Annotated in this window: 22 protein-coding genes and 1 tRNA gene; 17 read left to right on the top strand and 6 right to left on the bottom strand. The window is 46.0% G+C overall.

Features of this window, described 5'->3' with window-relative positions:
• The first annotated feature begins 121 nt into the window (after window positions 1-121).
• Complete coding sequence (locus QUA54_RS08185; RefSeq protein ID WP_172192721.1) at window positions 122-523, top strand: helix-turn-helix domain-containing protein; 402 nt, start codon at window positions 122-124, stop codon at window positions 521-523.
• A gap of 213 nt (window positions 524-736) precedes the next feature.
• Here the strand turns inward: QUA54_RS08185 and mazG are convergent, their stop codons facing one another.
• Together mazG and QUA54_RS08195 are read right to left on the bottom strand one after the other, a co-directional pair.
• Window positions 737-1,564 (bottom strand): nucleoside triphosphate pyrophosphohydrolase, encoded by an 828-nt coding sequence (gene mazG / locus QUA54_RS08190; protein WP_333414114.1) that lies wholly within the window; start codon window positions 1,562-1,564, stop codon window positions 737-739.
• 6 nt (window positions 1,565-1,570) lie between these two features.
• Window positions 1,571-2,161 carry a metal-binding protein gene (locus QUA54_RS08195; protein WP_333201344.1) on the bottom strand — a complete coding sequence of 197 codons (591 nt, stop codon included), beginning with the start codon at window positions 2,159-2,161 and terminating at the stop codon, window positions 1,571-1,573.
• A gap of 72 nt (window positions 2,162-2,233) precedes the next feature.
• On the opposite strand from QUA54_RS08195, the gene QUA54_RS08200 reads away from it, so the two are divergent.
• The 5 genes from QUA54_RS08200 to QUA54_RS08220 all read left to right on the top strand — a co-directional run bounded on the left by QUA54_RS08200 (window position 2,234) and on the right by QUA54_RS08220 (window position 4,912).
• Window positions 2,234-2,305 (top strand) — tRNA-Val (locus tag QUA54_RS08200).
• 192 nt (window positions 2,306-2,497) lie between these two features.
• A complete protein-coding gene (locus QUA54_RS08205; protein WP_333190978.1) occupies window positions 2,498-2,881 on the top strand; it encodes a hypothetical protein in 384 nt (127 codons plus the stop codon).
• 87 nt (window positions 2,882-2,968) lie between these two features.
• Window positions 2,969-4,048 (top strand): CAF17-like 4Fe-4S cluster assembly/insertion protein YgfZ, encoded by a 1,080-nt coding sequence (gene ygfZ / locus QUA54_RS08210; RefSeq protein ID WP_333414161.1) that lies wholly within the window; start codon window positions 2,969-2,971, stop codon window positions 4,046-4,048.
• Window positions 4,049-4,222: 174 nt separating this feature from the next.
• Complete coding sequence (locus QUA54_RS08215) at window positions 4,223-4,600, top strand: hypothetical protein (protein WP_333201348.1); 378 nt, start codon at window positions 4,223-4,225, stop codon at window positions 4,598-4,600.
• A gap of 90 nt (window positions 4,601-4,690) precedes the next feature.
• The gene (locus QUA54_RS08220; RefSeq protein ID WP_333414115.1) at window positions 4,691-4,912 is read left to right on the top strand and encodes a DUF72 domain-containing protein; all 222 of its coding nucleotides are present in this window, start codon (window positions 4,691-4,693) and stop codon (window positions 4,910-4,912) included.
• 82 nt (window positions 4,913-4,994) lie between these two features.
• On the opposite strand, the gene QUA54_RS08225 is transcribed toward QUA54_RS08220, so the two are convergent.
• A complete protein-coding gene (locus tag QUA54_RS08225) occupies window positions 4,995-5,117 on the bottom strand; it encodes a GIY-YIG nuclease family protein (protein WP_333414116.1) in 123 nt (40 codons plus the stop codon).
• 119 nt (window positions 5,118-5,236) lie between these two features.
• Here QUA54_RS08225 and QUA54_RS34420 point away from each other — a divergent pair, with 119 nt between their 5' ends.
• From QUA54_RS34420 to QUA54_RS08235, 3 genes are all read left to right on the top strand, one after another.
• Complete coding sequence (locus QUA54_RS34420) at window positions 5,237-5,455, top strand: Uma2 family endonuclease (RefSeq protein WP_445301536.1); 219 nt, start codon at window positions 5,237-5,239, stop codon at window positions 5,453-5,455.
• 923 nt (window positions 5,456-6,378) lie between these two features.
• Window positions 6,379-7,890, top strand: a complete 1,512-nt coding sequence (locus QUA54_RS08230; protein ID WP_333414117.1) for a mannitol dehydrogenase family protein — start codon at window positions 6,379-6,381, stop codon at window positions 7,888-7,890.
• The gene (locus QUA54_RS08235) at window positions 7,865-8,611 is read left to right on the top strand and encodes an HAD family phosphatase (RefSeq protein WP_333414118.1); all 747 of its coding nucleotides are present in this window, start codon (window positions 7,865-7,867) and stop codon (window positions 8,609-8,611) included. The genes QUA54_RS08230 and QUA54_RS08235 overlap by 26 nt, the downstream gene beginning before the upstream one ends.
• A gap of 273 nt (window positions 8,612-8,884) precedes the next feature.
• Here the strand turns inward: QUA54_RS08235 and QUA54_RS08240 are convergent, their stop codons facing one another.
• Window positions 8,885-9,877, bottom strand: coding sequence for a sugar-binding transcriptional regulator (locus QUA54_RS08240; protein ID WP_333414119.1), 993 nt, complete (start codon window positions 9,875-9,877; stop codon window positions 8,885-8,887).
• Window positions 9,878-10,232: 355 nt separating this feature from the next.
• On the bottom strand, window positions 10,233-11,036 hold the full coding sequence (locus QUA54_RS08245) for an SDR family NAD(P)-dependent oxidoreductase (RefSeq protein ID WP_333414120.1): 804 nt from the start codon (window positions 11,034-11,036) through the stop codon (window positions 10,233-10,235).
• 157 nt (window positions 11,037-11,193) lie between these two features.
• Here QUA54_RS08245 and QUA54_RS08250 point away from each other — a divergent pair, with 157 nt between their 5' ends.
• The 8 genes from QUA54_RS08250 to QUA54_RS08285 all read left to right on the top strand — a co-directional run bounded on the left by QUA54_RS08250 (window position 11,194) and on the right by QUA54_RS08285 (window position 21,543).
• Window positions 11,194-12,540 carry a sugar ABC transporter substrate-binding protein gene (locus QUA54_RS08250; RefSeq protein ID WP_333414121.1) on the top strand — a complete coding sequence of 449 codons (1,347 nt, stop codon included), beginning with the start codon at window positions 11,194-11,196 and terminating at the stop codon, window positions 12,538-12,540.
• Window positions 12,541-12,742: 202 nt separating this feature from the next.
• Window positions 12,743-13,663, top strand: a complete 921-nt coding sequence (locus QUA54_RS08255) for a sugar ABC transporter permease (protein WP_333414122.1) — start codon at window positions 12,743-12,745, stop codon at window positions 13,661-13,663.
• A 2-nt stretch (window positions 13,664-13,665) separates the two neighbouring features.
• Window positions 13,666-14,487, top strand: a complete 822-nt coding sequence (locus tag QUA54_RS08260; protein WP_333190968.1) for a carbohydrate ABC transporter permease — start codon at window positions 13,666-13,668, stop codon at window positions 14,485-14,487.
• 35 nt (window positions 14,488-14,522) lie between these two features.
• A complete protein-coding gene (locus QUA54_RS08265; RefSeq protein WP_333414123.1) occupies window positions 14,523-15,635 on the top strand; it encodes a sn-glycerol-3-phosphate ABC transporter ATP-binding protein UgpC in 1,113 nt (370 codons plus the stop codon).
• Window positions 15,636-17,141, top strand: coding sequence for a mannitol dehydrogenase family protein (locus QUA54_RS08270; protein WP_333414124.1), 1,506 nt, complete (start codon window positions 15,636-15,638; stop codon window positions 17,139-17,141).
• 174 nt (window positions 17,142-17,315) lie between these two features.
• Window positions 17,316-18,131, top strand: coding sequence for an alpha/beta hydrolase (locus QUA54_RS08275; RefSeq protein WP_333201368.1), 816 nt, complete (start codon window positions 17,316-17,318; stop codon window positions 18,129-18,131).
• 267 nt (window positions 18,132-18,398) lie between these two features.
• Complete coding sequence (gene xylB / locus QUA54_RS08280; protein ID WP_333414125.1) at window positions 18,399-19,841, top strand: xylulokinase; 1,443 nt, start codon at window positions 18,399-18,401, stop codon at window positions 19,839-19,841.
• 121 nt (window positions 19,842-19,962) lie between these two features.
• Complete coding sequence (locus QUA54_RS08285; RefSeq protein WP_333414126.1) at window positions 19,963-21,543, top strand: glycosyltransferase; 1,581 nt, start codon at window positions 19,963-19,965, stop codon at window positions 21,541-21,543.
• A 463-nt stretch (window positions 21,544-22,006) separates the two neighbouring features.
• Here QUA54_RS08285 and QUA54_RS08290 read toward each other — a convergent pair whose 3' ends face one another.
• A complete protein-coding gene (locus QUA54_RS08290; protein ID WP_333414127.1) occupies window positions 22,007-22,822 on the bottom strand; it encodes an FkbM family methyltransferase in 816 nt (271 codons plus the stop codon).
• Window positions 22,823-22,932: the final 110 nt, after the last annotated feature.

Consider the following 22,932-nt stretch of genomic DNA (forward strand, 5'->3'; position numbering starts at 1 on the left):
TCAGATTCTTATTGCACAAGTGCAAAGAGATTGAATTTAAACTTGTTAAGCTCAGATGTTGCTCGTGCAACCCTCAATCATTGATGCTGTGCTAGTTTGAGAGTTAACGTAGGTGGGAAAAATGTCAGGACTCTCTAACAAGGCTGTGGTAGACAAAGAGCAGGAATTGCGTCCCGTTCGCTTCACTGAAACGGGGCGGATGCGTTTGGGGAAGATTTTAAAAGCAGCAAGACAGACAACAGGCTGGTCTGTCAGCGAAACAGAGTTCAAAACCAAGGGATATGAAGAGGCGCTGTTCACAGCTACAAATCAACCCGTACCCAAAGATGTGGGTATCAGTGCCGCAACAGTCAACCGTTACGAACGTGGGAAGCTGGATAATTTGGATTGGCGATCGCTCTCTCTGTTATGCTTTGTCCTCAAGCCGATCGATCCGGTGACAGGAGAAGCCCTGGAACCGACAAATGCTTTATATATCGCGTGCGAACATCCCCCATACAACGATGCGAAGCTTTACGAGTAGTTGATTGCTGACATCTGGCAGTATTGTTAATCAGCTTTTCAGGGCGGGCTAGAAGCCCACTCCACAAGCAAAATATTGAGTTGTTGTGGAACAGGCATCTTGCCTGTTCTTAACAATAGTGCGGGCTAGAAGCCCACCCCACAAGCAAAATATTGAGTTGTTGTAGAACAGGCATCTTGCCTGTTCTTAACAATAGCGATCGGGAGTGAGTTATTACCGATCGCCCTTTTGTTTAGCAATTAAAGCTTTAGCTTGCTGCCACAGAGATTCTAAATCTTCTGGGGCATAATCTGACAAAGGTCGATCGCACGCAGCCTCTACCTTCGCAAACCGCTGCACGAAGCGATCGTTTGTTCCTTGCAAAGCAGCCGACGGATCTAAATCGTACCAGCGAGCTAATTGAATCAACACAAACATAATATCTCCCAATTCTGACTGTTGCGCTGCCTTATCCTCGTGTTTGAGAGCGTGTTCAAATTCTGCAATTTCTTCGTGAAATTTATCCCAAACGCCCTCTACATTGTCCCAATCAAAACTCACTTCCGCAGCTTTTTGAGAGATTTTCATCCCGGCGGCGATCGGCGGCAAAGTGCTGGCATAACGGCTCATTTTCGAGGCTAAAGTTGTCGGCTTTTCCGAAGTTGTGCCTTTTTCTGCTGCTTTGATTTTTTCCCAGTTTTCGTTGACTTCATCGACGCTGTTGAGTTCGACATCGCCAAAGACGTGGGGATGTCGCCGAATTAGTTTTTCTGTAATGCCCGCAGCGATTTCGGCGAAGGTAAACTGATTGGATTCGCTGGCAATTTGAGCTTGCAGAATTACCTGTAACAGTAAGTCGCCCAATTCTTCGACGATCGCATCTTTATCTCCTTTGCGAATCGCGTCGGCGGTTTCATAAGCTTCTTCGATGATGTGAGGAATTAGAGTTTGGGGAGTTTGGGCTAAATCCCAAGGACATCCGCCGTCTGGCGATCGCAATTTAGCCACAACTTCTATAAGTTCTTTGAGTGCTGTGAGCGATCGACTGTGGAAATTAGACATCGGAATTTACCTTTTAGATTTGCTAGATGTGCGGCTGCGAGGTTTGCGTTTGCGCTTCTTAATGGAGCTTGGCGGTCGTAACTCTTTCAATTCTTGCTTTTTGAATCTTTTGTAAGCAGAGCCGCCCCAATCGCTGAGATAGTGGCTCATGGCGCCGAATTCTAAGCCGACGTACACAGCTAAAAATTCGAGGGGGTGTTGACAGAGCGATCGCCAACAACCTAAAACCACATCCTCCCAAGTCCACCCAGGGGGGCCAATTTTTTCGGCAATTACCAATCCCAGTATCCCAAAAACCGCGATCCAGGTAGTCAGGTAAAAGATTCGCAAAGCAGTGCCAATTAGAGGGCCGTGGGACAGCAAAGAGCGGTGGCGCAGGTTTTTTTGGTATGGGAGCCAAATCAGTTTGAACCATCCCCAGCGCTGATACTGGCAGGAGTAGATATCCAAGTCGGGCCCAAACATCAGCCCGCCGAATAAGAAACTGCCGGAAACAAGCAAAGTCAGGTTGCTGCTCTGAGTCTGGCCAAACGTGAGGGCGGCCACAGCGGGCAAACTCCACAGGGTTATTCGATCGTGGGTGCGGCCAGAGGGCATTTAAAGTTTAGGATTTTTTTTACTTGATCTTTCTGAGTTACTGTGATATGATAAATCCCTGTGAGTGCAATTGGGCGATTAGCTCAGTGGTAGAGCGCCTGCTTTACACGCAGGATGCCGTAGGTTCAAATCCTACATCGCCCATCGGATAACTCAATATCAACAGTTTCAGCCGTTTTTAGCCGTCAAGCCGAGAACGGCTTTAACTGTTTCTGTTGACGGTTGACTGTTGAATTTGGTGACGACTAAATTTAACATTCTGTGGCGGATGTCTCAAAAGTTGGCACGCAATGCTAGAAAATGAATTTATTGATTTTCTTTTTTAGAACCGTGTATATGAAACCTAAAATAACTAGCCCGATCGCGTGGCAGCAAGCTGAACTTCTCATGCAGCCAGCGATGATCCGAGTGCTCGACAACATCCGCAAACAATTAGAAGAGTCAGTTTGGACGGGTACTTATCAAGAAGTGCAGATTCCGATTCCGGGCTATCAACTAATTTTAGAGAAGCAAGGCGAGCAAAGATCCGTCGATATTTGGGAACTTTGCTATCGAGTCTGCTTTGTCAACTACCAGCCCGCCCACACTCAACAGCAAAGCCAGGAAGTCGTAATTGACACTAGCTTGATTGAGGATGACACTGGGGATGTAGATTGGAATCGTCTTGATGCCAAAGCCAGTCAATTAATACAAGAAATATTCGCCAATTTGGGCAAATAGTCAGTTGTCAGTTGACAGGAAAGCAGTAGTTAACAGTCATCAGTCATCAGTCAACAGTCAACAGTCAACAGTTAACAAAATTTTATGCTGATTCAAGAATTGCACGACATTCAAGCAGCGGCTGGTGCTACTTTTGCAGAGTTAACAACCAAAGAAATTGTGCCAGTGAGTTTTGGTAACGACGCAGAAGCGATCGCAGCAACTAAAAAAGGTGCGGCTTTGTACGATCGCACTCACTGGGGACGCATTCAAATCTCAGACAGCGATCGCCTGCGGTTTTTGCACAATCAAAGTACCAATAACTTTAATATACTCAAACCCGGTCAAGGTTGCGACACCGTTTTCGTGACTTCCACCGCCCGGACGATCGACCTCGCCACCGCTTACGCGACAGAAGATGCTGTACTGCTGTTAGTTTCGCCCAACCGCCGCCGCCAACTGCTGGAATTGCTCGATCGCTATATTTTCCCAATGGATCGCGTAGAATTAACAGATTTAACCGATACGACTGTTGCTTTCAGTTTCCTCGGCCCGGAAAGCACTCAAATATTAGAAAAAATCGGAGTTACCGAACTAGAAAATCAACCTTACGCTACTCACAAATTGATAAAAACCCCCCCTCTTTCCCCCCCTTACCAAGGGGGGGATGAAGGGGGGGTTCGAGTTGCGGTGGGTAGCGGTTTAGCAACTCCCGGATACACGTTAATTGCGCCAGCAAGCGATGCAGCCAACTTGTGGAAGGAATTAGTCAAAGCTGGGGCCGTACCGATGGGCGATCGAGTTTGGGAACAACTGCGAATCGAACAAGGCCGCCCCGCCCCTGATTTTGAACTCACAGAGGATTACAACCCCCTAGAAGCCCGTCTTTTACACACGATTACCTATGACAAAGGCTGCTACATCGGTCAAGAAACAATTGCCCGGTTGAACACCTACAAAGGAGTCAAACAGCAACTTTGGGGTTTGCAGTTGAGCGGTGCGGTTGAACCCGGTACAGCAGTCACAATCGGAGAGGAAAAAGTCGGCAAACTCACCAGCATTGCCGAAACTGAATCCGGCTTTTTTGGTCTTGCTTACATCCGCACAAAAGCGGGCGGCGAAGGACTGAAAGTGCAAGTCGGATCGGTGTCAGGGGAAGTAGTAAATGTACCTTTCTTGAGTTCGTAGTTGCGCTCGGTTGCCTGTTGGCGCCGCAGCGCGAAAAAGTGTTTTGTTGAGGTTGATTTCGCAAGGATGCTAACACCATAAATTAGCCCAAAGTCCTATCTTTAGATAGATTTGCAAACCAACAACAGCAATTATTCTGTATTACAGTCGTCACAAAAAAAACAGAGTTTTTCAATGAAAAAGTTTACATCGCGCTTAGTTACAACTTGCCTGCGAGTAGGAATAATCTTTGCTGTAGGAATAGCGCTGATTTTTAGCTCCGAATTGCAATTGTCGGGCAACAATATGCAAGCGATCGCTACACCTTTAACCCCTGAAGCTACGTCTTACGAAGTTGCCCGTCCCGATCGCCAGCCAACAAGCGATACAGAGAAGGATGCCAGTGGTGTACTTGACAATATCCGAGAAAAGTTGAATCTCGACCAACCCATTGCCCCCAGTACCAAAAAATTTATAAAATCGGTAAAAAATAACGTGGGCGAAGCAGTTACGCCGGCACGGGAAGCAGCAGAAAAAGCTACAGATCGAGGTAGCAGCGATCGAGCCAACTAATTCAATCGCATCCAGTTTTCAAATATTAAATTCTTAGTCCCTCTCTGCAGGGACGAAAGTTTGTGTAGTAGCGATTTCCAGATCCGAATCATGGAAGCGATAACGAACCCGGATTTGATTGTTCACATCGGCATTTCAGGTTGGAGTTACGACCATTGGGAAGGTGTGCTTTATCCCCACCAGCTACCGCCTCGCAAAGAGATCGATCGCTATATCCAGCACTATCAAACCGTCGAAGTTAATAGCACCTACTACCGCTGGCCACCAAACACTACCTTTGCGTTCCTGGCGAGAGCGCCTCGCAATAGTTAAACGCTTTGTAGCGGTGTTTGAAGTACAGTTCCACATTTCCTCGGTGTTCCTACAATCCCAGCAAGTTGATGGCAACCTCTGACTAATGGACTCTCACATCTCGCTGCACTTCGGCTATCCGTTCCTCAATTAGTCGAGTCGTAATTCCAATTTTATAGAAGCTGTTGCCGTCAGCTTTTACCTCAAGAAAGTAGAGCAATTTCACTCTTGATGCGCCTCAATTGTGCGCGGTAAATATTCAAGTCAGCCCGCCGTTCGTCCAAACAAGATAACTCTTGCGCTCGGGCAACATCTACGGAGCAATCTAACTTAACTAACAGGGAATTGAAAGCCCCTGCTTATGCTCAGTCAGGAATCAGGGAGTATTGGATTCTAGATATCAATGCCCGTGGATTGTATGTGTTTCCGGAGCCAGGGGCAGAGTGTTATGCTAGCGCGGTTGTGTTGGTCGAGTCGGATTTAATCGCACCTTTGGCATTTCCAGATTGTCAGGTGTCTGTGGAGGATTGGCTCAACAGCAGTGCAGATCCCTGTTGTGAGTGAGGAAATTTTTAAAATTTATGGACAGACTGAAACGGACTTGCAATGCTGTATCAGCCATCCGCTACAGACAGGAATTTTCAAGGAAAGCGTTGTTTTTTGGACGCTTGCTACACAAACGCCTAACTCTAAATTAACTGCTTGTAGCGAAGTATACACTTGATTGTGGTTATAACTCCGTCTAAAGAATTATTGGTAGATTCTCCTGAAGACAGATGATAGCAGCGACCAAGGTAAATAACATACAAAGTATACAGAGCTATTAGGTAATCTAAAGGCATAATTTAAAAGCAGTCTATCTGCGCCTTATAGGAAAGACATTCGACTTACCCACTTGTCCAAGCTAAACAAAGTGGCAGTATGTGGCGTAGTCTTGTGCCTTACTTCAGGTTAATGACTACTCGATCTTTAGATACTTAATTAAGTTTACCTGATTTCTTCTGTCTCTGTTCTAGCTGTCAGACCCTAATTACCCTGTTGTTTTAAGTACCTCTAAAGAATTGTTTGTAGATTCTCCTGAAGGCGGAGGATAGCAGCAACCGAGGGAAATAACATCAAAGTCTACAGAGTTATTGGGGAATCTAAAGCCAGAATTAAAAGCACTCTATTTGCGCCTTATAGCACATACATTCGGCTTACGCACTTGCCAAAGTTGAACAAAGTTGCAGTAGGTCGCGTACTCTTGTGCCTTACTTCAGGTTAATGACCAATTGAGCTTTGATTATTAATTAGGTTTACCTGATTTTTCTTTCTCTGCTCTATCTGTCACACCCTAATTACCATGTGGTAATACGCTTCTTTGTAGATGGCACAAAAGATACCCGAAATTTTCGCAGTTTGAGACATTTGTGTTGCTTGTAGGTCATTGGGTATACCCAGACTGACCAATTTTCATTTTACCTTATCAAACTTATTTAAGAAATCTCATGGTTAACTTACTCAGACCGCCCAGTGTTTCTTCAAGTTCTCGCTTCGGTACTGTAACCGGTTTGTGGAGAGAACAGTCTCCTTACGACAGGAGGGCGCTTAAGACTGGTATCGTCCATTTCGGGCCTGGTCGTTTTTTTAGGGGTCACCTAGCCTGCATAATACATAACTATCTTGCACAGAAAAATTCCCAAGAGCAGAGATGGGGGATTTGTGGGGTTAGCCTCAAGAGTCAACAGACCATTACTAGGTTGAAACCGCAGAGATTCCTTTACACTTTGACCAAACACTCTAGTTGCGCTCAAAATCGTGAGGAAGCGGAAGTTATAGGTTCTATCAGGGAAATCGTTAATGGTAGAGAGAAGTGCGAGTATGTGCTTGAAAAGATGGCGTCTCCTTCTGTGCATCTGGTGACTCTGACAATTACTCAAGGAGGCTACCATCTAGACAAGAATTTTAACCTCGACACAGCCAATGAAGACATCGCGCACGATCTGCGAAATCCTTCCACTCCCACAACTGCAATTGGCTTTATAGTAGAGGCGCTACGCCGACGACGCGATCGCTCAATGACCCCGTTCACCACTCTTTCTTGCGACAACCTCCCAAGAAACGGGGATATCCTGCGAAAAGCAGTGCTAGCTTACGCTGACCTGATCGATCCTCAGCTTGCAGAATACATCAGGGATAGCGCGGTGTTCCCTAATTCAGTGGTAGACAGGATTGTGCCTCAAGAACAGGAATCCGACTATAGCTACCCCAGCCGACTGTTGCAGGTTCGCGATCGCGCACCCATTGTAACCGAACCCTTTTGGCAGTTTGTCGTGGAGGACAAATTCACAGGCGATCGCCCCAAGTGGGAGGATACGGGGGTGATTATGACTAGCGACATCACTCCCTTCCTGTATATGAAGTCGAGATTCTTGAATGCAGTACACTCCTTCATAGCCTGTTTAGCTGTAAGAGCAGGTATAGAGTATATGCACGAGGCGATAGCCCTACCGGAATTCCAGTTGTTTACTCGGCTTCTCATGGACGATATAGCGGCAGCAACACCAGTGCCTCGCCAGATGTGCGAACAATATATGGAGCAGGTGTTACTAAGGCTGAGTAACGAAGATCTTCCCGATACTACTGAGAGAATCTCTTCAGAAACCTGTAGGAAAATAGGCAAGTATATATTTCCGATACTTCAGGATGCTTATAGCCTAAATGTCAGCATGAAGCGGATTATACTTCCCGTTGCGGCGTGGCTGCTTGCAGTCCGAGAAGAGGCGTGCGAGTCTGGTCAACCCTATCATGCCAAGGATACCCAAAGCGCAATTACAGCGATTCAAGAAGGCGCAGTAATTAGCGGGATTCTGGGATTAGAGAATTGCGAACACACAGAGGTCGTAGATAATGAATGCCAACAAGCTTTGCGAGATATCCAGACCCACGGACTATTGACTACGCTTAAAAATTACAGTGAGGGAGGCATTTTAAATGAAACCGCTTTATCAGCATCCTAAGGTGGTGCTTTTCGATCATGACGGAACTGTCGTTGATAGTGAAACCATAGCACTTGAGAGTGCATGGAGGCTGACAAATGAAGTGGCTCGTGAGTTCCCTGGCGCTCAATACTATGAGCTTGAGGACTTTGTTAAAAGCTTCGCCGGGAAACCCTACAGGGAAATACTCAAAAAGCTCTACCCAGACTCATTAACCAGTCTTAATGAGCGCGATATTGACAGGCTAGTGGCTGAAGAAGAAAAGAGAGCGATTCAACGGCTGACTATAGAGGCAAAAGCGACAGAAGGAACGCCAGAAGTGCTGTCTTACCTGCGCGACGAAGGATTTGAATATGCACTTGTAAGTAACAGCAGCTTACAGCGGCTGAGTGCTTGCCTTACTTCTGCAGCCCTGACCGACTATTTCCCCAGCGAGCATATATTTAGCGCTCACGACTCTCTCCCCGTTCCCCGGCCCAAGCCGCTTCCTGACATCTACCTATATGCAGTGAAGTGTCTGGACGCCGAAGTTTCCGATTGCGTGGTAGTTGAAGATTCTCTCAGTGGGGTAAGGGCTGCCGTTGCCGCTGGGATTGGGCAGATTATCGGTTATGTAGGGGGAACTCATATCAGCGAGGATGAACGAAAAAGCCGTGCAGATGCTCTTGTGTCGGCTGGTGCCCTGCAAGTTATCGATCGGATGCACGATCTTATCGGCCTATTATCAGCAACCCCAGTCTAAAGACACCGGGCATCAGGCGATCGCTTGATGCCCTTAATTAGGATGGTGAAAAATCGCGTTGCTGAATATCAAGAATTCTCAGCCATCGAACGCTTCACCTTCTGAATCCACCCTGGGCTCAGACTCAACACCTGCGAATAAGACAAGTCCGTATCTAACACCAAATCAAACACAAACGGCTTAACTAAACGGGGAAACCATCGATGAAATAGCCTTAGAATCGTCAACCGCAAAAAAAACTCAACCACCAACAACTCGGCAACCCCTGAAAAGTTAGATATTCTCAAGAATAGCTTGGGCGACAACTTCGTCGGTGATCAGTCCCGTAATTAACTTCCCACGCAGAGCCGCCAAAATTGACTCCACTTTTTTCACACCTCCTGCAACACCAATAATCAGCCGTTGAGCAGGTTGTTCGAGCGGTACACCGGCAACTCGGCTGTTAGTTACACATTGAATCAAGACTCCTTGACGATCGTATGCCCAACCTGCAATCTCCCCTACTGCCCCCAGTTCCATTAATTGGGTCACTTCATCGTCGTTGATAAAGCCGTCTTGATGTAACGGTGCATTCCAGTCAATTGGGCTAATCCCGACAAACGTTGCTTTTGCTTGCTCTGCAAGGGTTTTTACGGTGATAAACGATCGCTGAGTCTGCAAGAGTTCTCGTTCTTCAATACTCGTGGCTACAACGGGAGTAGGAACTGGATACGCCTGCGAACCAATGCGATCGGACAAGTGCATCACCACTTCATAACGACCCGCACGCCCATAGTGAGACATATTCCCCACAATTGAGACAATCTTATGCTGAGGTTGCTGCATGGATGGGATTTGTTCCACCATCGATCGCAAAGTACGACCCGTGGAAAATGCCAGGATTGTTGGAGTTTTAGCAACAAGATACGTCTCTAAGTAATTGGCAGCACATACACCAAGTCCGTTCAAGGTATCGCCACTCCCTGCATCGCTGGGAACCACTTCACAAAGCGATAGTTCAAATTTGTCTCTGAGTGATTCAGCTAGAGCAATACACTCACGCAGGGGATAATCGAGCCGAAATTTGATCAGTTTTTCACTCACCGCTAGTGCGACCAAACGCTGTGCAGCCTGCCGGGACAGGTTCAGCTTTGCCGCAATCTCTTCCTGTGTGTTCCCAGCAATGTAGTACAGCCAAGCAGCGTGAGCTGCCTGGTCTAACTTGCGAGTCCGAAGGGGCAAGCCAGCTTTGCTGGCATCGCGCCGCTCTAAGAAGGCTTCTTTCATATTCCACTTATAGGAAGGTTGCATCCCCCTAAGGAGTAGATCTCTATAATTGAGTATCTGCTCAAAGAGGGATTTTTTGCTCAACTCGCTTTCTATACATTATTACATAATACGTTAAGGAAAGTGGTCTTAAAAAACTCCAAGGCAGCAAAACATTGCAGCACCAATCCTGGCTGACAACATTCCTAACTTAGTAATAAGCTGGCACACATTTAAGAAAGCAATATGCACTCATAGAAAAAAGGTTAAAGGCGAAGGGTAAAAGGTTTTCTCTTTTACCTTTCACCATGTTCCTTTTCCCTTAAATCGATTAGTTCAATATGTAACTTAGATGCACAACAACTTACCATTTTCCCTATAGTCCGCCAGTCAGATCTAAGTTAAACCCCGTAATGTAGCTTGCCTCCTCGCTCATGAGAAATGCTACACCGTTGGCAACTTCTTCAAGACTCCCCAAACGCCGCATCGGTACTGAATTAATCATTTGCTGCTCTACTACTTTAGGATCGGCATCAAAATACTGTGAGCGTACACCCGCCTGCAATTGTGTCTGCCGCGTCCACATCACGCCGGGACCAATCAGCGCAGGCGAGAGCGCATTCACCCGAATGTGGTAGGCAGCCAAGTCTTTTGCTGCTGTCTGAGTTATCCCAATCACGGCAAACTTCGAGGCTGAGTAGGCGAGCATATTTGGAGGACCAACTACTCCTGCATGGCTTGCCATATTGACGATCGCTCCTCCACCAGATTTGCGTAGGTGTTGTGCCGCCGCCTTGAGGACGTGAAAAACTCCGACAACATTGATGTCAATGACCTTTTGAAAATCCTCCTCAGGATACTCGTCGGTTTTGGCAAACACTCCTTGATAACCCGCATTGTTGAAAACATAATCGATCCGCCCAAATTGCTCTACAGCACCAGAAAAAGCTTGAGCAACGTCATCAGAATCGGTGACATTGCAGCGAAAGGTAGCAACTGGAATTTTATAGGCTTCCAATTCGCGAGCAACCTCTGCCATCTTCGCTTCGTTTAAGTCTAGGATTACTACACCTGCACCATCTGCGGCAAAACGCTGTGCAGTAGCCCGACCAATATCACCAGCACCGCCCGTAATCAGAATCGTTTTACCAGCAAAGTCATAGCTTGCTCTACCTGTCATATCTTTAACCCCTTGTGAATATATGTTGCAAATACTCTTGAAGTGTTCAGTATTTAAGGTTACTTAGTATAATTCAATTATTGAGCAATCGCTCAATATTAGGCATAAACTCAACAATTTAATCATCGGATTTTTTTAATATCAAAGGAGTTATGCGATGCGTATCCCCCGCTTCGCTAAATTGCTGGTTGCATTCCTCGTTGGAGTCGTGCTTGTGCAACTGCTGTATGCCTGTGCGACAGGTTCGCAAGCAGCAGGGAAAACAAGACTGACGATCGCTACTGTCAATAATGGCGATATGGTCGTCATGCAAGGGCTTTCAAGCAAGTTTGAACAAGCCAACCCAGACATTCAACTGAGGTGGGTTGTCCTAGAAGAAAACGTGTTGCGCCAACGCACCACCACAGACGTTGCTAGCCAGGGCGGACAATTTGATGTCCTGACAATCGGGTCTTATGAAACGCCGATTTGGGCGAGACGAGATTGGTTAAAACCATTAGATCTACCCGCCAGCTACGACGTAAATGACCTGATAAAACCCATCAGAGAAGGGCTTTCCAACAACGGCAAACTTTATGCTGTGCCGTTCTATGGCGAAAGTTCCATGCTGTATTACCGAAAAGACTTGTTTCAAAAAGCAGGGATTACGGTTCCCGAACAGCCAACCTATTCCCAACTCACAGAATGGGCGAGTAAGGTTCACGATCCAGCCAATGGAGTCTACGGTGTTTGTCTGCGTGGAAAACCCGGTTGGGGCGAAAACATGGGATTTTTGTCCACATTGGTCAACACGTTTGGCGGTCAGTGGTTTGACATGAAGTGGCAACCCACTATAAATACTCCAGCCTGGAAAGAAGCGATCGCCTTCTATGTCGATTTGCTCAACAAATATGGCCCGCCGGGTGCCAGTTCCAATGGCTTCAATGAGAATCTAGCGCTATTCTCGACGGGTAAGTGCGGGATGTGGGTAGATGCGACCGTTGCAGCAGGACTGTTATCCAATCCAAAAGAATCTCAAGTTTATGACAAAGTTAGCTTTGCCCGTGCACCAATTGAAAAATATCCAAACGGCTCGAATTGGATCTGGGCTTGGGCATTAGCGGTTCCAAAAACCTCAAAATCACCCGAAGCGGCTCAAAGGTTCGTTGCCTGGGCAACCTCAAAAGAATACATCCAATTAGTGGCCGATCAAAATGGCTGGGTTGCTGTACCACCAGGTACGCGGACTTCCACCTATAACAATCCCAACTATAAAAAAGCCGCACCGTTTGCTTCGATCGTACTCAGGTCGATCGAATCTGCCGATATTACCCGTCCAGCCGCAAACCCAACCCCTTACAAGGGCATTCAATATGTCGATATTCCAGAATTTCAGGCTATTGGTTCTTCGGTTGGACAAACGATGGCAGCAGCGCTGACTAATCGCCTTTCAGTCGATCGGGCGTTGCAACAATCGCAGAATTCAACTGAACGGTTTATGAAACACACCGGATATATCGAGTAAAAAGAGGGGCTCGGACGTATTTTCAAACCTTTCGATCCCCCCCAGCCCCCCTTAAAAAGGGGGGAGAATGAGCGTCAAAGTCCCCCTTTTTAAGGGGGATTTAGGGGGATCTAAATTTGACGGGGAAGGCAAGAAAAAACGCAAATGCTCGCCCATAAAACTTTCACAATCTAAAATCACAAATCAAAAAATCTATTAAGCTATGTCTTCTTCAGTAGCTGTAAAACATCACCGCGAAACGCCACCCGCCCAGCAACGAAGCAAGCGACAGGCATCAACATTACCCCTGGTTGCGCCTTCCGTCATTGCCTTGCTGCTGTGGATGATTGTGCCCCTAGTGATGACGGTATGGTTTTCCTTTCAGCGGTATAACCTGCTGAATCCAGATGCACGCAAATTCATCGGGATTGAAAACTTCACGTTCATCTTGAGCGATCCAGCTTTATGGACTTCGATCGGCATCACAATAATTCTGGTCGTGTCTGTTCTGGCGATCACGATCGGTCTAGGCACACTTCTGGCAATTCTGTTTGACCAAGACTTTTACGGTCAGGGGATTGCGCGGGTACTGGCGATTTCTCCGTTTTTTGTCATGCCCACAGTCAGCGCCCTAATCTGGAAAAATATGCTGATGCATCCAGTGAATGGGCTGTTTGCTCAATTCACAAGAGGTTTGGGTTTGGGGGCGATCGATTGGTTTGCAGATTTTCCAATGCTTGCCATCATTATCATTGTTTCCTGGGAATGGCTTCCTTTTGCCCTGCTGATTTTGCTGACAGCAATTCAGTCGTTAGATCGTGACCAGCTAGAAGCAGCCCGAATGGATGGAGCAAATGCTCTAGCCTTATTCCGTTTCGTCATGCTACCGCATCTGAGCCGCGCTATTGCCGTAGTCGCCATGATCGAGACGATTTTCTTTTTGACTATCTTTGCAGAAATCTTTGTTACCACAGGTGGCGGACCCGGAGTGGCAACCACTAACCTTGCCTATTACATCTTCCTGAGAGCATTGCTGGAATTTGATGTCGGCGGTGCCTCAGCGGGTGGATTAATTGCGGTAATTCTTGCCAACATCGCGGCAATTTTTCTGATGCGTAGTGTTGCTCGTAATTTGGATACCTAACAATGGCACAAAAAACTTCTCGCCGTTTGCTATTTACCTTGCTCGGCTGGTTTGTCGCTTGCAGCTTGTTTTTCCCAATTTTCTGGATGTTTCTCACCAGTTTCAAAACAGAGGTGGCGGCCGTTGCAACTCCCCCTCAGTTATTTTTCCAGCCGACATTAGAAAATTATGTAGCGATCCAAGATCGGGCAAACTATTTCAACTATGCGCTCAACAGTGTAGCGGTTTCGCTCGGATCGACCCTACTCGCGCTGCTGCTTGCCGTACCTGCGGCTTATGCCATGTCTTTCTTCCCAACCAAACGTACTAAGAGTACCTTGCTGTGGATGCTGTCTACTAGAATGCTGCCACCCGTTGGCGTGCTGGTGCCGATCTACATCTTGTGTCGCAACGCAGGTTTGCTGGATACCCGCATCGGTTTGATTATTATTTACACCCTGATCAATTTGCCGATTGTTGTCTGGATGATTTACAGCTTTTTCAAAGAGGTACCCAAAGATATCCTAGAAGCCGATCGCATGGATGGGGCAAACACACAGCAAGAACTTATTCATGTGTTGATGCCACTGGCATTACCCGGAATTGCTTCCACCGCATTGCTTTCGATCATTTTGTCCTGGAATGAAGCCTTTTGGAGCCTCAACCTAACAACGGCTAATGCCGCTCCTTTAACCGCATTTATTGCCTCTTTTTCCAGTCCTCAAGGATTGTTTTGGGCAAAACTTTCGGCAGCATCAACTCTGGCGATCGCACCCATTTTAATCTTCGGTTGGTTGAGCCAACGGCAATTAGTACGCGGTCTCACATTTGGTGCAGTGAAATAATCATTTGATTTTTAATGATTTAATAGGAGTTTTTCATGTCCACAGTTGCTTTAAGAGATATTCACAAAACATATGCCGATACAGAGATCATCAAAGGCGTCGATCTTGATGTTGGCGATCGCGAATTTGTTGTATTCGTTGGTCCATCCGGTTGTGGAAAATCAACCTTGTTACGCATGATTGCCGGACTAGAGGAAATTACCTCCGGCAAGTTGATGATTGATGGAGAGGTAGTGAATGATGTGCCTCCAGATAAACGCGGGTTGGCAATGGTATTTCAAACCTACGCCTTGTATCCTCACATGACCGTAGCGGAGAATATGGCGTTTAGCCTCCGCCTTGCAGGTGTTCCAAAAGCCCAGCGTTATGAAAGAGCGCGTGAAGTGGCTCAGGTCCTCCAACTGGAACCGCTGTTAAACCGCAAGCCCAAAGAGTTATCCGGAGGACAGCGCCAACGAGTAGCAATTGGTCGTGCCCTGGTTCGCAATCCCAAAGTGTTTTTGTTTGATGAACCACTGTCAAACCTGGATGCCTCCTTGCGCGTGCAGATGCGGATCGAACTTGCCAGCTTGCATGACAGCCTGCAAGCCACCATGATTTACGTGACACACGATCAGGTTGAGGCAATGACGCTTGCCACCAAGATTGTGGTGTTGCAGGGTGGCATTGTAGAACAAGTGGGTTCGCCGTTGGATCTCTACCACCATCCCCGCAATCTATTCGTCGCCGGATTTATTGGTTCACCTAAGATGAACTTTGTCTCGGTTACGGTGACAGCCGTCAATGATTCTGGTATGACTGTCAAACTTCCTGGTGATGCAAGTGTGACTGTTCCAGTGAAGCCTGGAAAGCTGTCGGTTGGAGACAGTGCAACATTGGGAATTCGCCCCGAACACCTGCGACTCGATCGCAATAGCGCAACAGTGAACGGCGAAGTGTTAGTTGTAGAACGACTGGGCGGACAAACCTATCTCTATGTCAAGATTGCAGGTGGAGACACCCTAATCGTGCAAACAGACGGAGATAATTCCAGTCAGTTGCGCGATCTTGTTCCTGTCCACATTAGCGGCGATCTTTGTCATCTGTTTGACTTACAGGGTGAAGCCGTTTCAAAAACTCATCGTCACCACCTAGCCGTTAGTAAATAAATGAACAGCAATACCAGCACCGGCTCAACAATGAAGCTCAATGAAGCATCTCTGTTTCGTTTACCTGGAAACGTGCGCGTACCCAATTACGATCGCCATCAAATTACTAATGGAATTGTGCATATTGGGGTTGGTGGATTTCATCGATCGCACCAAGCGCTTTATCTCGACGATTATTTCCATCAGCATCCTGGTAGTGATTGGGGAATCTGTGGTGTTGGATTGCTCGACTTTGACTATGACAGGCGGATGCGGGATGCGCTTCAATCCCAAGATTGTTTGTATACCTTAGTTGAGCGATCGCAAGATGGCGATCGCGCTCGAATCATCGGTTCAATCACTCGATACCTGTTTGCACCAGACAATCGTCAAGCAGTTATTGAAGCATTAGCAGATCCCAAATGCCGAATTGTTACTCTAACGGTCACTGAAAGCGGCTACTACTACATTGAAGGAAGTGGCAATTTCGATGTAAACCACCCGACGATGCAGCACGATTTGCAACATCCCCACCAACCACTTGGGACATACGGTTTTTTGACAGCCGCACTCGAAAAGCGGCGTAAACAGGGGTTGGCACCCTTTACAGTCTTGTCCTGCGACAATATCCAGGGCAACGGCAACATGGTGCGGAAAATGCTAACGACATTTGCCGAAATGCGCGATCCAGAGTTAGGACGTTGGATTGCTGAACAGGTTGCGTTTCCCAACTGCATGGTCGATCGCATTACTCCGCTGACAACCCCAGCAGATATCGAAATGGTGGCCCAACAGTTTGGTATTGATGATGCGTTTCCATGCGTCGCGGAGCCTTTTATTCAGTGGGTAATTGAAGATACATTTTGTGCAGGCAGACCCGATTGGGAATCCGTTGGCGTACAGATGACTAACGATGTTCATCCTTACGAGATGATGAAAATTCGGCTGCTCAATGCCAGTCATATGTTGATTGGCTATCTCGGCTCTCTGGCAGGTTATACCTACGTTTATGAAGTCATGGCCGATCCCTTGTTTCAGCAAGCAGTCGCTAACCTGATGGATGAGGTGACACCAACGCTTCAACCCGTTCCTGGGATTGATTTAGACGATTATAAAAAGACTCTAATTGAACGGTTTTCCAATCCCAAAATTCGCGATCAGCTTCCGCGCCTGTGCCTGAATGGATCGGCCAAAATTCCTAAGTTTGTTTTGGGATCGATCCGCGATAAATTACAACTTGGAGGTGCGATCGATTACCTAAGTTTGACGATCGCTGCTTGGTGTCAATACCTCAATGGTTATGACGACCAGAACCGTCCTATCCCCATTGATGACCCCTTAGCTGATAGCCTCACTGAACAAGCCCGTTCAGGTAAAACAGATCCCAGACCCTTGCTCAGCCTGGTTGAGATTTTTGGAGATTTAGTACAGTCGCCACGTTTCGTCGAGACTGTTGCTGACAAGTTGCGCAGTTTGCATGAGTTTGGTGCTAAAGGAACGCTTGTCCGATCTTCGCAGGCACAGTAATGGCATTATCAACTTAAGCTGCGATTTTTAGCTTTATAGCTGTTGGCAGTTTCATTAGGACATAGACTATACAGTAGTAGTCTCTCCGCAACCTGTCATGGCAAAACCTTACAGTTATCACTTCCGCCAGAAAGCGATTCAAGCAATTGAAGTCGATAGTATGCAGAAAAGCCTGTGTCAGTAATTCAGGTCAACGGAATTGATTTGTACTACAACATTCAAGGTTCCAGCGAAAACGAGTCATTACTGCTGATAGCGGGGTTTGACAGTGACAGTTCAATTTGGGCTGCAATGATGCGATCGCTAGTTAAGCAGTATCAGGTGCTTCGCTTTGACAACCGAGGAGTTGGGCAAAGTGAAGCGCCAGACAGTCCTTACAGCATCAAACAAATGGCGGCTGATGCAGCCGCGCTGTTGGATTACTTGAGGATTTCTCAAGTCCATGTGGCAGGTCATTCAATGGGTGGACAGATTGCTCAAGAACTGGCTTTGGCATATCCAGAAAAAATCCAAAGTTTGATACTTCTCTCATCTTTGGCAAAGGGAGATGAAAAATTTAATTCACTCATCAATTTGTTTGGCGACTTGACACAGAAATTAGAGGGAACGCTTTATCAGAGGGTTATCTTGCCTTGGCTGTTTACCGATGCGTTTTACTCGATTCCAGGGGTAATGGAACAACTCATCACCTGGATTGAGAATCAACCATTTGCGCCGACACCTCATGGACTATATCACCAAAGCCGAGCTATTCTTGGCAGTGATACCAGCGATCGGCTTGCAAACATTCATTGCCCTACACTCGTTATGGTTGGCAAACAAGACCTTCTTACTCCGGTCAGATTTTCGGAGCAACTAGCTCAAGGTATTCCCAATGCTGAACTAGCTATCATCGAGCAAGGCGGTCACGCCTTTGTAGTAGAGTCGGCGGATACTGTAGCGAAGGTCATGCTTGATTTTCTGGCGAAGCACAGACAACGCATCCTGTAATCCACACAGGAATAACTACTGCTCAGTTGCTTGAAGCGGATGGTGCCCAAATTGTCTATCTGCCCCCCTATTCGCCTGAGTTCAACCGCATTCAATGCTCGGCTTAGTTGAAAAGTCGAATTCGCAAACAGCTACGCCACTCCCATACTTTGCGCGATGCGATGAAAGCCGTTCTTCAGAGAGTGTCCTAATCTCTATGGCGACGGTTATATTTGGCAACAAATCTAATTTTGAATTCTTAACTTTTAAGTATTTGAGGATAACCTAATGTTGCTTGGCATAGATTTAGGAACAGGCTCTGCTAAGGCATTGCTCCTAGCGACAGACGGAACTGCAATAGGTGAAGCGTCAAGCTCTTATCCTGTTCGTGCACCCCACCCCGGATGGGCTGAGTCGCAACCAGAAGATTGGTGGTTAGCTGTTGCCTCGGCTGTGAGGAAGGCTGTAGGAAATCATGCTCAAGAGGTACAGGCGATCGCACTTTCAGGGCAAATGCACGGTGTTGTCCTAGCAGATGAGTCTGGTCAGCCACTGCGTCCTGCTATCCTCTGGGCAGATACTCGCTCTAGTGCCACGCTTAACACTTATCATTCGCTCGATGCCGCTATTCTAGAGCGCTTGGGCAACCCGGTTACGGCTGGAATGGCGGGCCCCACTTTGTTGTGGCTACGAGAACACGAGGCTACTGTCTACAGCGAAGCGCGTTGGGCACTCCAGCCAAAAGATTGGCTGCGGTTACGGATGACTGGAGAAGTCGCAACCGAACCATCTGATGCTAGCGGTACTTTGCTTTACGATGTTGTGTCGGATAACTGGGCTGGGGAAGCAATCTCAGCGCTGAATCTACGTGGTGATTGGTTACCAAAAATTATCCCCTCTAGTGCGATCGCAGGCTACCTAACAACTATTGCTTCAGAGCATCTTGGCTTAAGAGTTGGCTTACCCGTTATCGCTGGTGCTGCGGATACCGCAGCGGCGGCACTTGGTAACGGACTACTAGAGCCTGGTTTGGTTCAACTAACCATCGGCACAGGCGCTCAAATCATTACACCTCGATCGCAACCAATTATCGATCCTCATGGTCGTACACATCTCTATCGAGCCGCCGTACCTAACCAGTGGTACGCCCTTGCAGCAATGCAAAATGCTGGGTTAGCGCTTGAATGGGTGCGAGGTATCCTCGGCTTGAGCTGGCAGGAAGTCTATACTAAAGCGTTTTCTGTTCCCCCAGGATGTGAAGGGTTGACATTTTTGCCATACCTCACAGGTGAGCGAACTCCACACCTTGACCCCTATGTACGCGGGGCATGGGTGGGGCTGGGACTTCATCACACACAGGCGCACTTGATGCGGGCAGCTTTAGAGGGAGTTGCTTTTGCCTTGCGACAAGGTTTTGAGGCACTTGAGGCAACAGGTTTTAAAGCGACAGAACTGCGTTTAGCAGGCGGTGGAACGGCAGAAATGCCTTGGAAACAATTACTGACCGATGTATTGAGAATACCCCTCTATGCAACTACAGTTGCTGCCGCTTCCGGGCGTGGTGCTGCTCTACTGGCAGGTATCGGAATTGGCATATACGCAGATGCTAATGACACCATCAAACTGGCAGCCACACCAACGCTTGCTGCAACTCCGCAATCTGTTAATCCCACCCTAGAAGAGGCTTGGATGCGATATCAAGCGCTTTATCCACAACTTAAAAAAACTTGATAGGAGTTATGCCTCAAGGAGGACGTGCTAGAAGCTATATACAAATTATTCTTAAGCTAAGACTGCTTAATATCAGTCAAATAAAATAACTAATTTTACTACAAGAAGAGGTAGATATTACATGAACATATTAGCTGGAATTAAGCTCCCAAAATCAGCCGAGAGTTCGGATGTATATATACGGTGTAATGAATCTGCATCTATAAACTACCAGGAAGATGACAAAAAAGTTGTTTTATCTCAGGGTGGTGTTGTCTCCTCAAATTCTTACTTTAATTCGTTTTACGAGAGATTTTATACTCAATATACAACTCTTAGCTCTATCTACTATGTGCTGAAACTTGAAGGCGATTTTAAAGTTTCTGTTTACCGAGAATTTGATGGACAAAAAAACAAAGAAATAATTTCTGAAGAGAGCTTTGAGAAATGTCAATTCTCTGATCCTGTAAAAATCTCACCAATAAATCTCCTTCAAGGCAAAAAAGCGGGCAGAATATATTTTGAAATAACTTGTTCTAGTGAACAGGGCGAATTTAAAGGGGCATGGATAGCAACTGATGAAAGTAAAACTAGAGAAGTATCATTGGGGATTGTCATTTGCACCTTTAAAAAAGAGGACTTCATACAAAATACATTAACTGCAATTTTTCAAGATGAATTACTAGAAACCAAGGACTTTAAAGTATTCGTTGTTGATAATGGTAGAACTTTAGATGAAGCTGATTTCGGAAAGCCAAAACTGAGGCTAGTTCCTAATATAAATGCTGGTGGAAGCGGGGGCTTTACCAGAGGGTTGGTGGAAGCTTTAGAGGAAAAAAAATATTCTCATTTTTTGCTTATGGATGATGATATAGAGTTAGAAAGTGAATGTATTTATAAATTATTTCCTTTGTATGAATACGCCAATTCTGATTTTGCTGTAGCGGGTGGACTGCTAAATTTACAAAAAAAGCATATGTTGTATGAAGCAGGAGCATCCTACAACGCCTATTCTAAAAATAGAGGATTTGGGCCTGGGGCATTAATTGCTTTAAATTATAATATCGATTTACGAGATTCTAATTCTCTCAACAGGTTGCTCAAGGAAGAAGATGTAGACTATGGCGGCTTTTGGTTTTTCTCTTTTTCTAAGGAACTGGTTGAACAAACTAAATTACCGCTGCCTTTATTTATCAAAATAGATGATGTAGAGTTTGGTTTAAGAATAAAAGAGTTGGGCAATAACATTGTAGCTTTTCCATCAATGGCGGTGTGGCATCAACCAGCGGCGGCCAAGAATGTAAATTGGGAAAATTATTATTATATCCGCAATGATCTAATAGCTTATTCCATCCATTATTCTCCAGAATATATGGATGCAGTTGAGCATTTGACAAAAGTAATACTTCAGGCTTTAGCAAAATTTGATTATAATCATGTAGAGATGGTTGTAAAAGCTTTTGAAGACTATCTAAAAGGCCCAGATTTTATCAAAAACTCTGATCCAGAAACCTTTCACATGAGCATTGTAAAGCTTAGTAAAAGCTATAATAACCAAAATGAGGTAGATAAATTAGCTGGTACTAACCTTTTGACTAGGTGGTTTAAAGTTGCTGCTGAAGGTATTAATGAATGGTCATCCGTAAGTACACAATGGAAAAGTGCTTCAAAGGAAATGACATCTACTATATTTTGGCAGCAATACCTTGGGCTAAAGAACTAGAATTGAGAGCCTCTATTGGTTGATGGTTGACAGCTTAGGCCGCCAGCAACTCAACGATTCACAACAAAAGCGCCTTGGGATTAATTGTGGTAGTTGAGACTCCCCCGTCACAGCGTAGCTTGATGGGGAATTTTTCCTTCACAGCTTGATGCCAAGTAAAAGCAGTGGCTTTACTTGGTCTTACTCTATTTCCAGAAGCTACGGAGGTATGCCCTACGTCTCAAATTCGTAAACCTCGATCTCTAATGTTTTTAGCTGCATTGATGTTTCTATCATGGTGAGGCCCGCATTACGGCATTCCCACTTTCTGATATCCAATGAAAGCCAATTTACAGCAGATTGCAAGCTTATAGACGGCAATAGCAGCATTTAGAAAACCAGTTAGTTTTTGAGATGTTGAGGATTAATTAAATAAGCGTGCGAAGTGCGACCCTGATTTAGTATCAGATGGAAGCAACTTGAGTTAAATGATGACATAATCTTCGCCCACAACAGCTTGACTGACCTCTGGTTCCGGCTCTACTGGGTCGCTGTAATGAGTGTCAATGTGTCTGATGAAACTTTCTCGATAAGCTTTGAGATGCGAGTTAAGTGCTTCGATATCCTGCTGTCCAGTCGCGAAACTGCTATTTCTTCTAAATTGACCTGATTCTTTAACAAAAGCCATGTCCACTTGCCACAAAGCTGTATCACCCGGGCGATATGACAAATCAACAATATCGTAAGCTGCGAATCCTTGGGACTTCATAAAACTCATTACATCATACATCTGACCGAACAAAGTAACTTCTACAATTACATATTCAGTCTGCTGCAAAATTTCAGTTGCTCCCGCTAAAACATCTAATTCCTGTCCGTCTACATCAACTTTAATTAAATACGGGCCTGACAAGTTTCTTTCCCGGCATATTCCATCCAGGGTAATTGCTGGTATGTTTCTCAAATAAGGATTGCTGCTGTCAGTAACGCGATTTTCAGAAATCGAAGAGTGCAACATATCGGGACTGACGTTGAGGGTAAAAACTCCCGATTCTTTGGTTGCAGCAGCAATAATGTATTCTGCACTTTTGAGCTTGCGGCAAATTTTGGCGAGATAAGGTTCATTTTCAGCGATCGGCTCAATTAGCAAATGTCGCGAATTCGGGAAAGTTTCGTAAAGGTTAAAAGTTCCCAATGCCGCACCGACATCAATCACAGTTTTTGGTTCAAAACCTAAGTTTTTAGCCAGCAGCAAGCTGCCTGACATCGAGTTTCTGAGAGTTCCTGCTTGTTGGTTCACAATTTTTCTCGTAATTTTTTGAAAGTATATAATAAATGTCCAATGTGTGGCATGGTGGGTTGGTTCCTCAATAATCTCAAATATTCCACTATTCTCTACATTTTTTTAGT

The sequence above is a fragment of the Microcoleus sp. MOSTC5 genome (assembly GCF_036701825.1).
GTDB classification, from domain to species: Bacteria; Cyanobacteriota; Cyanobacteriia; order Cyanobacteriales; family Microcoleaceae; genus Microcoleus; species Microcoleus asticus.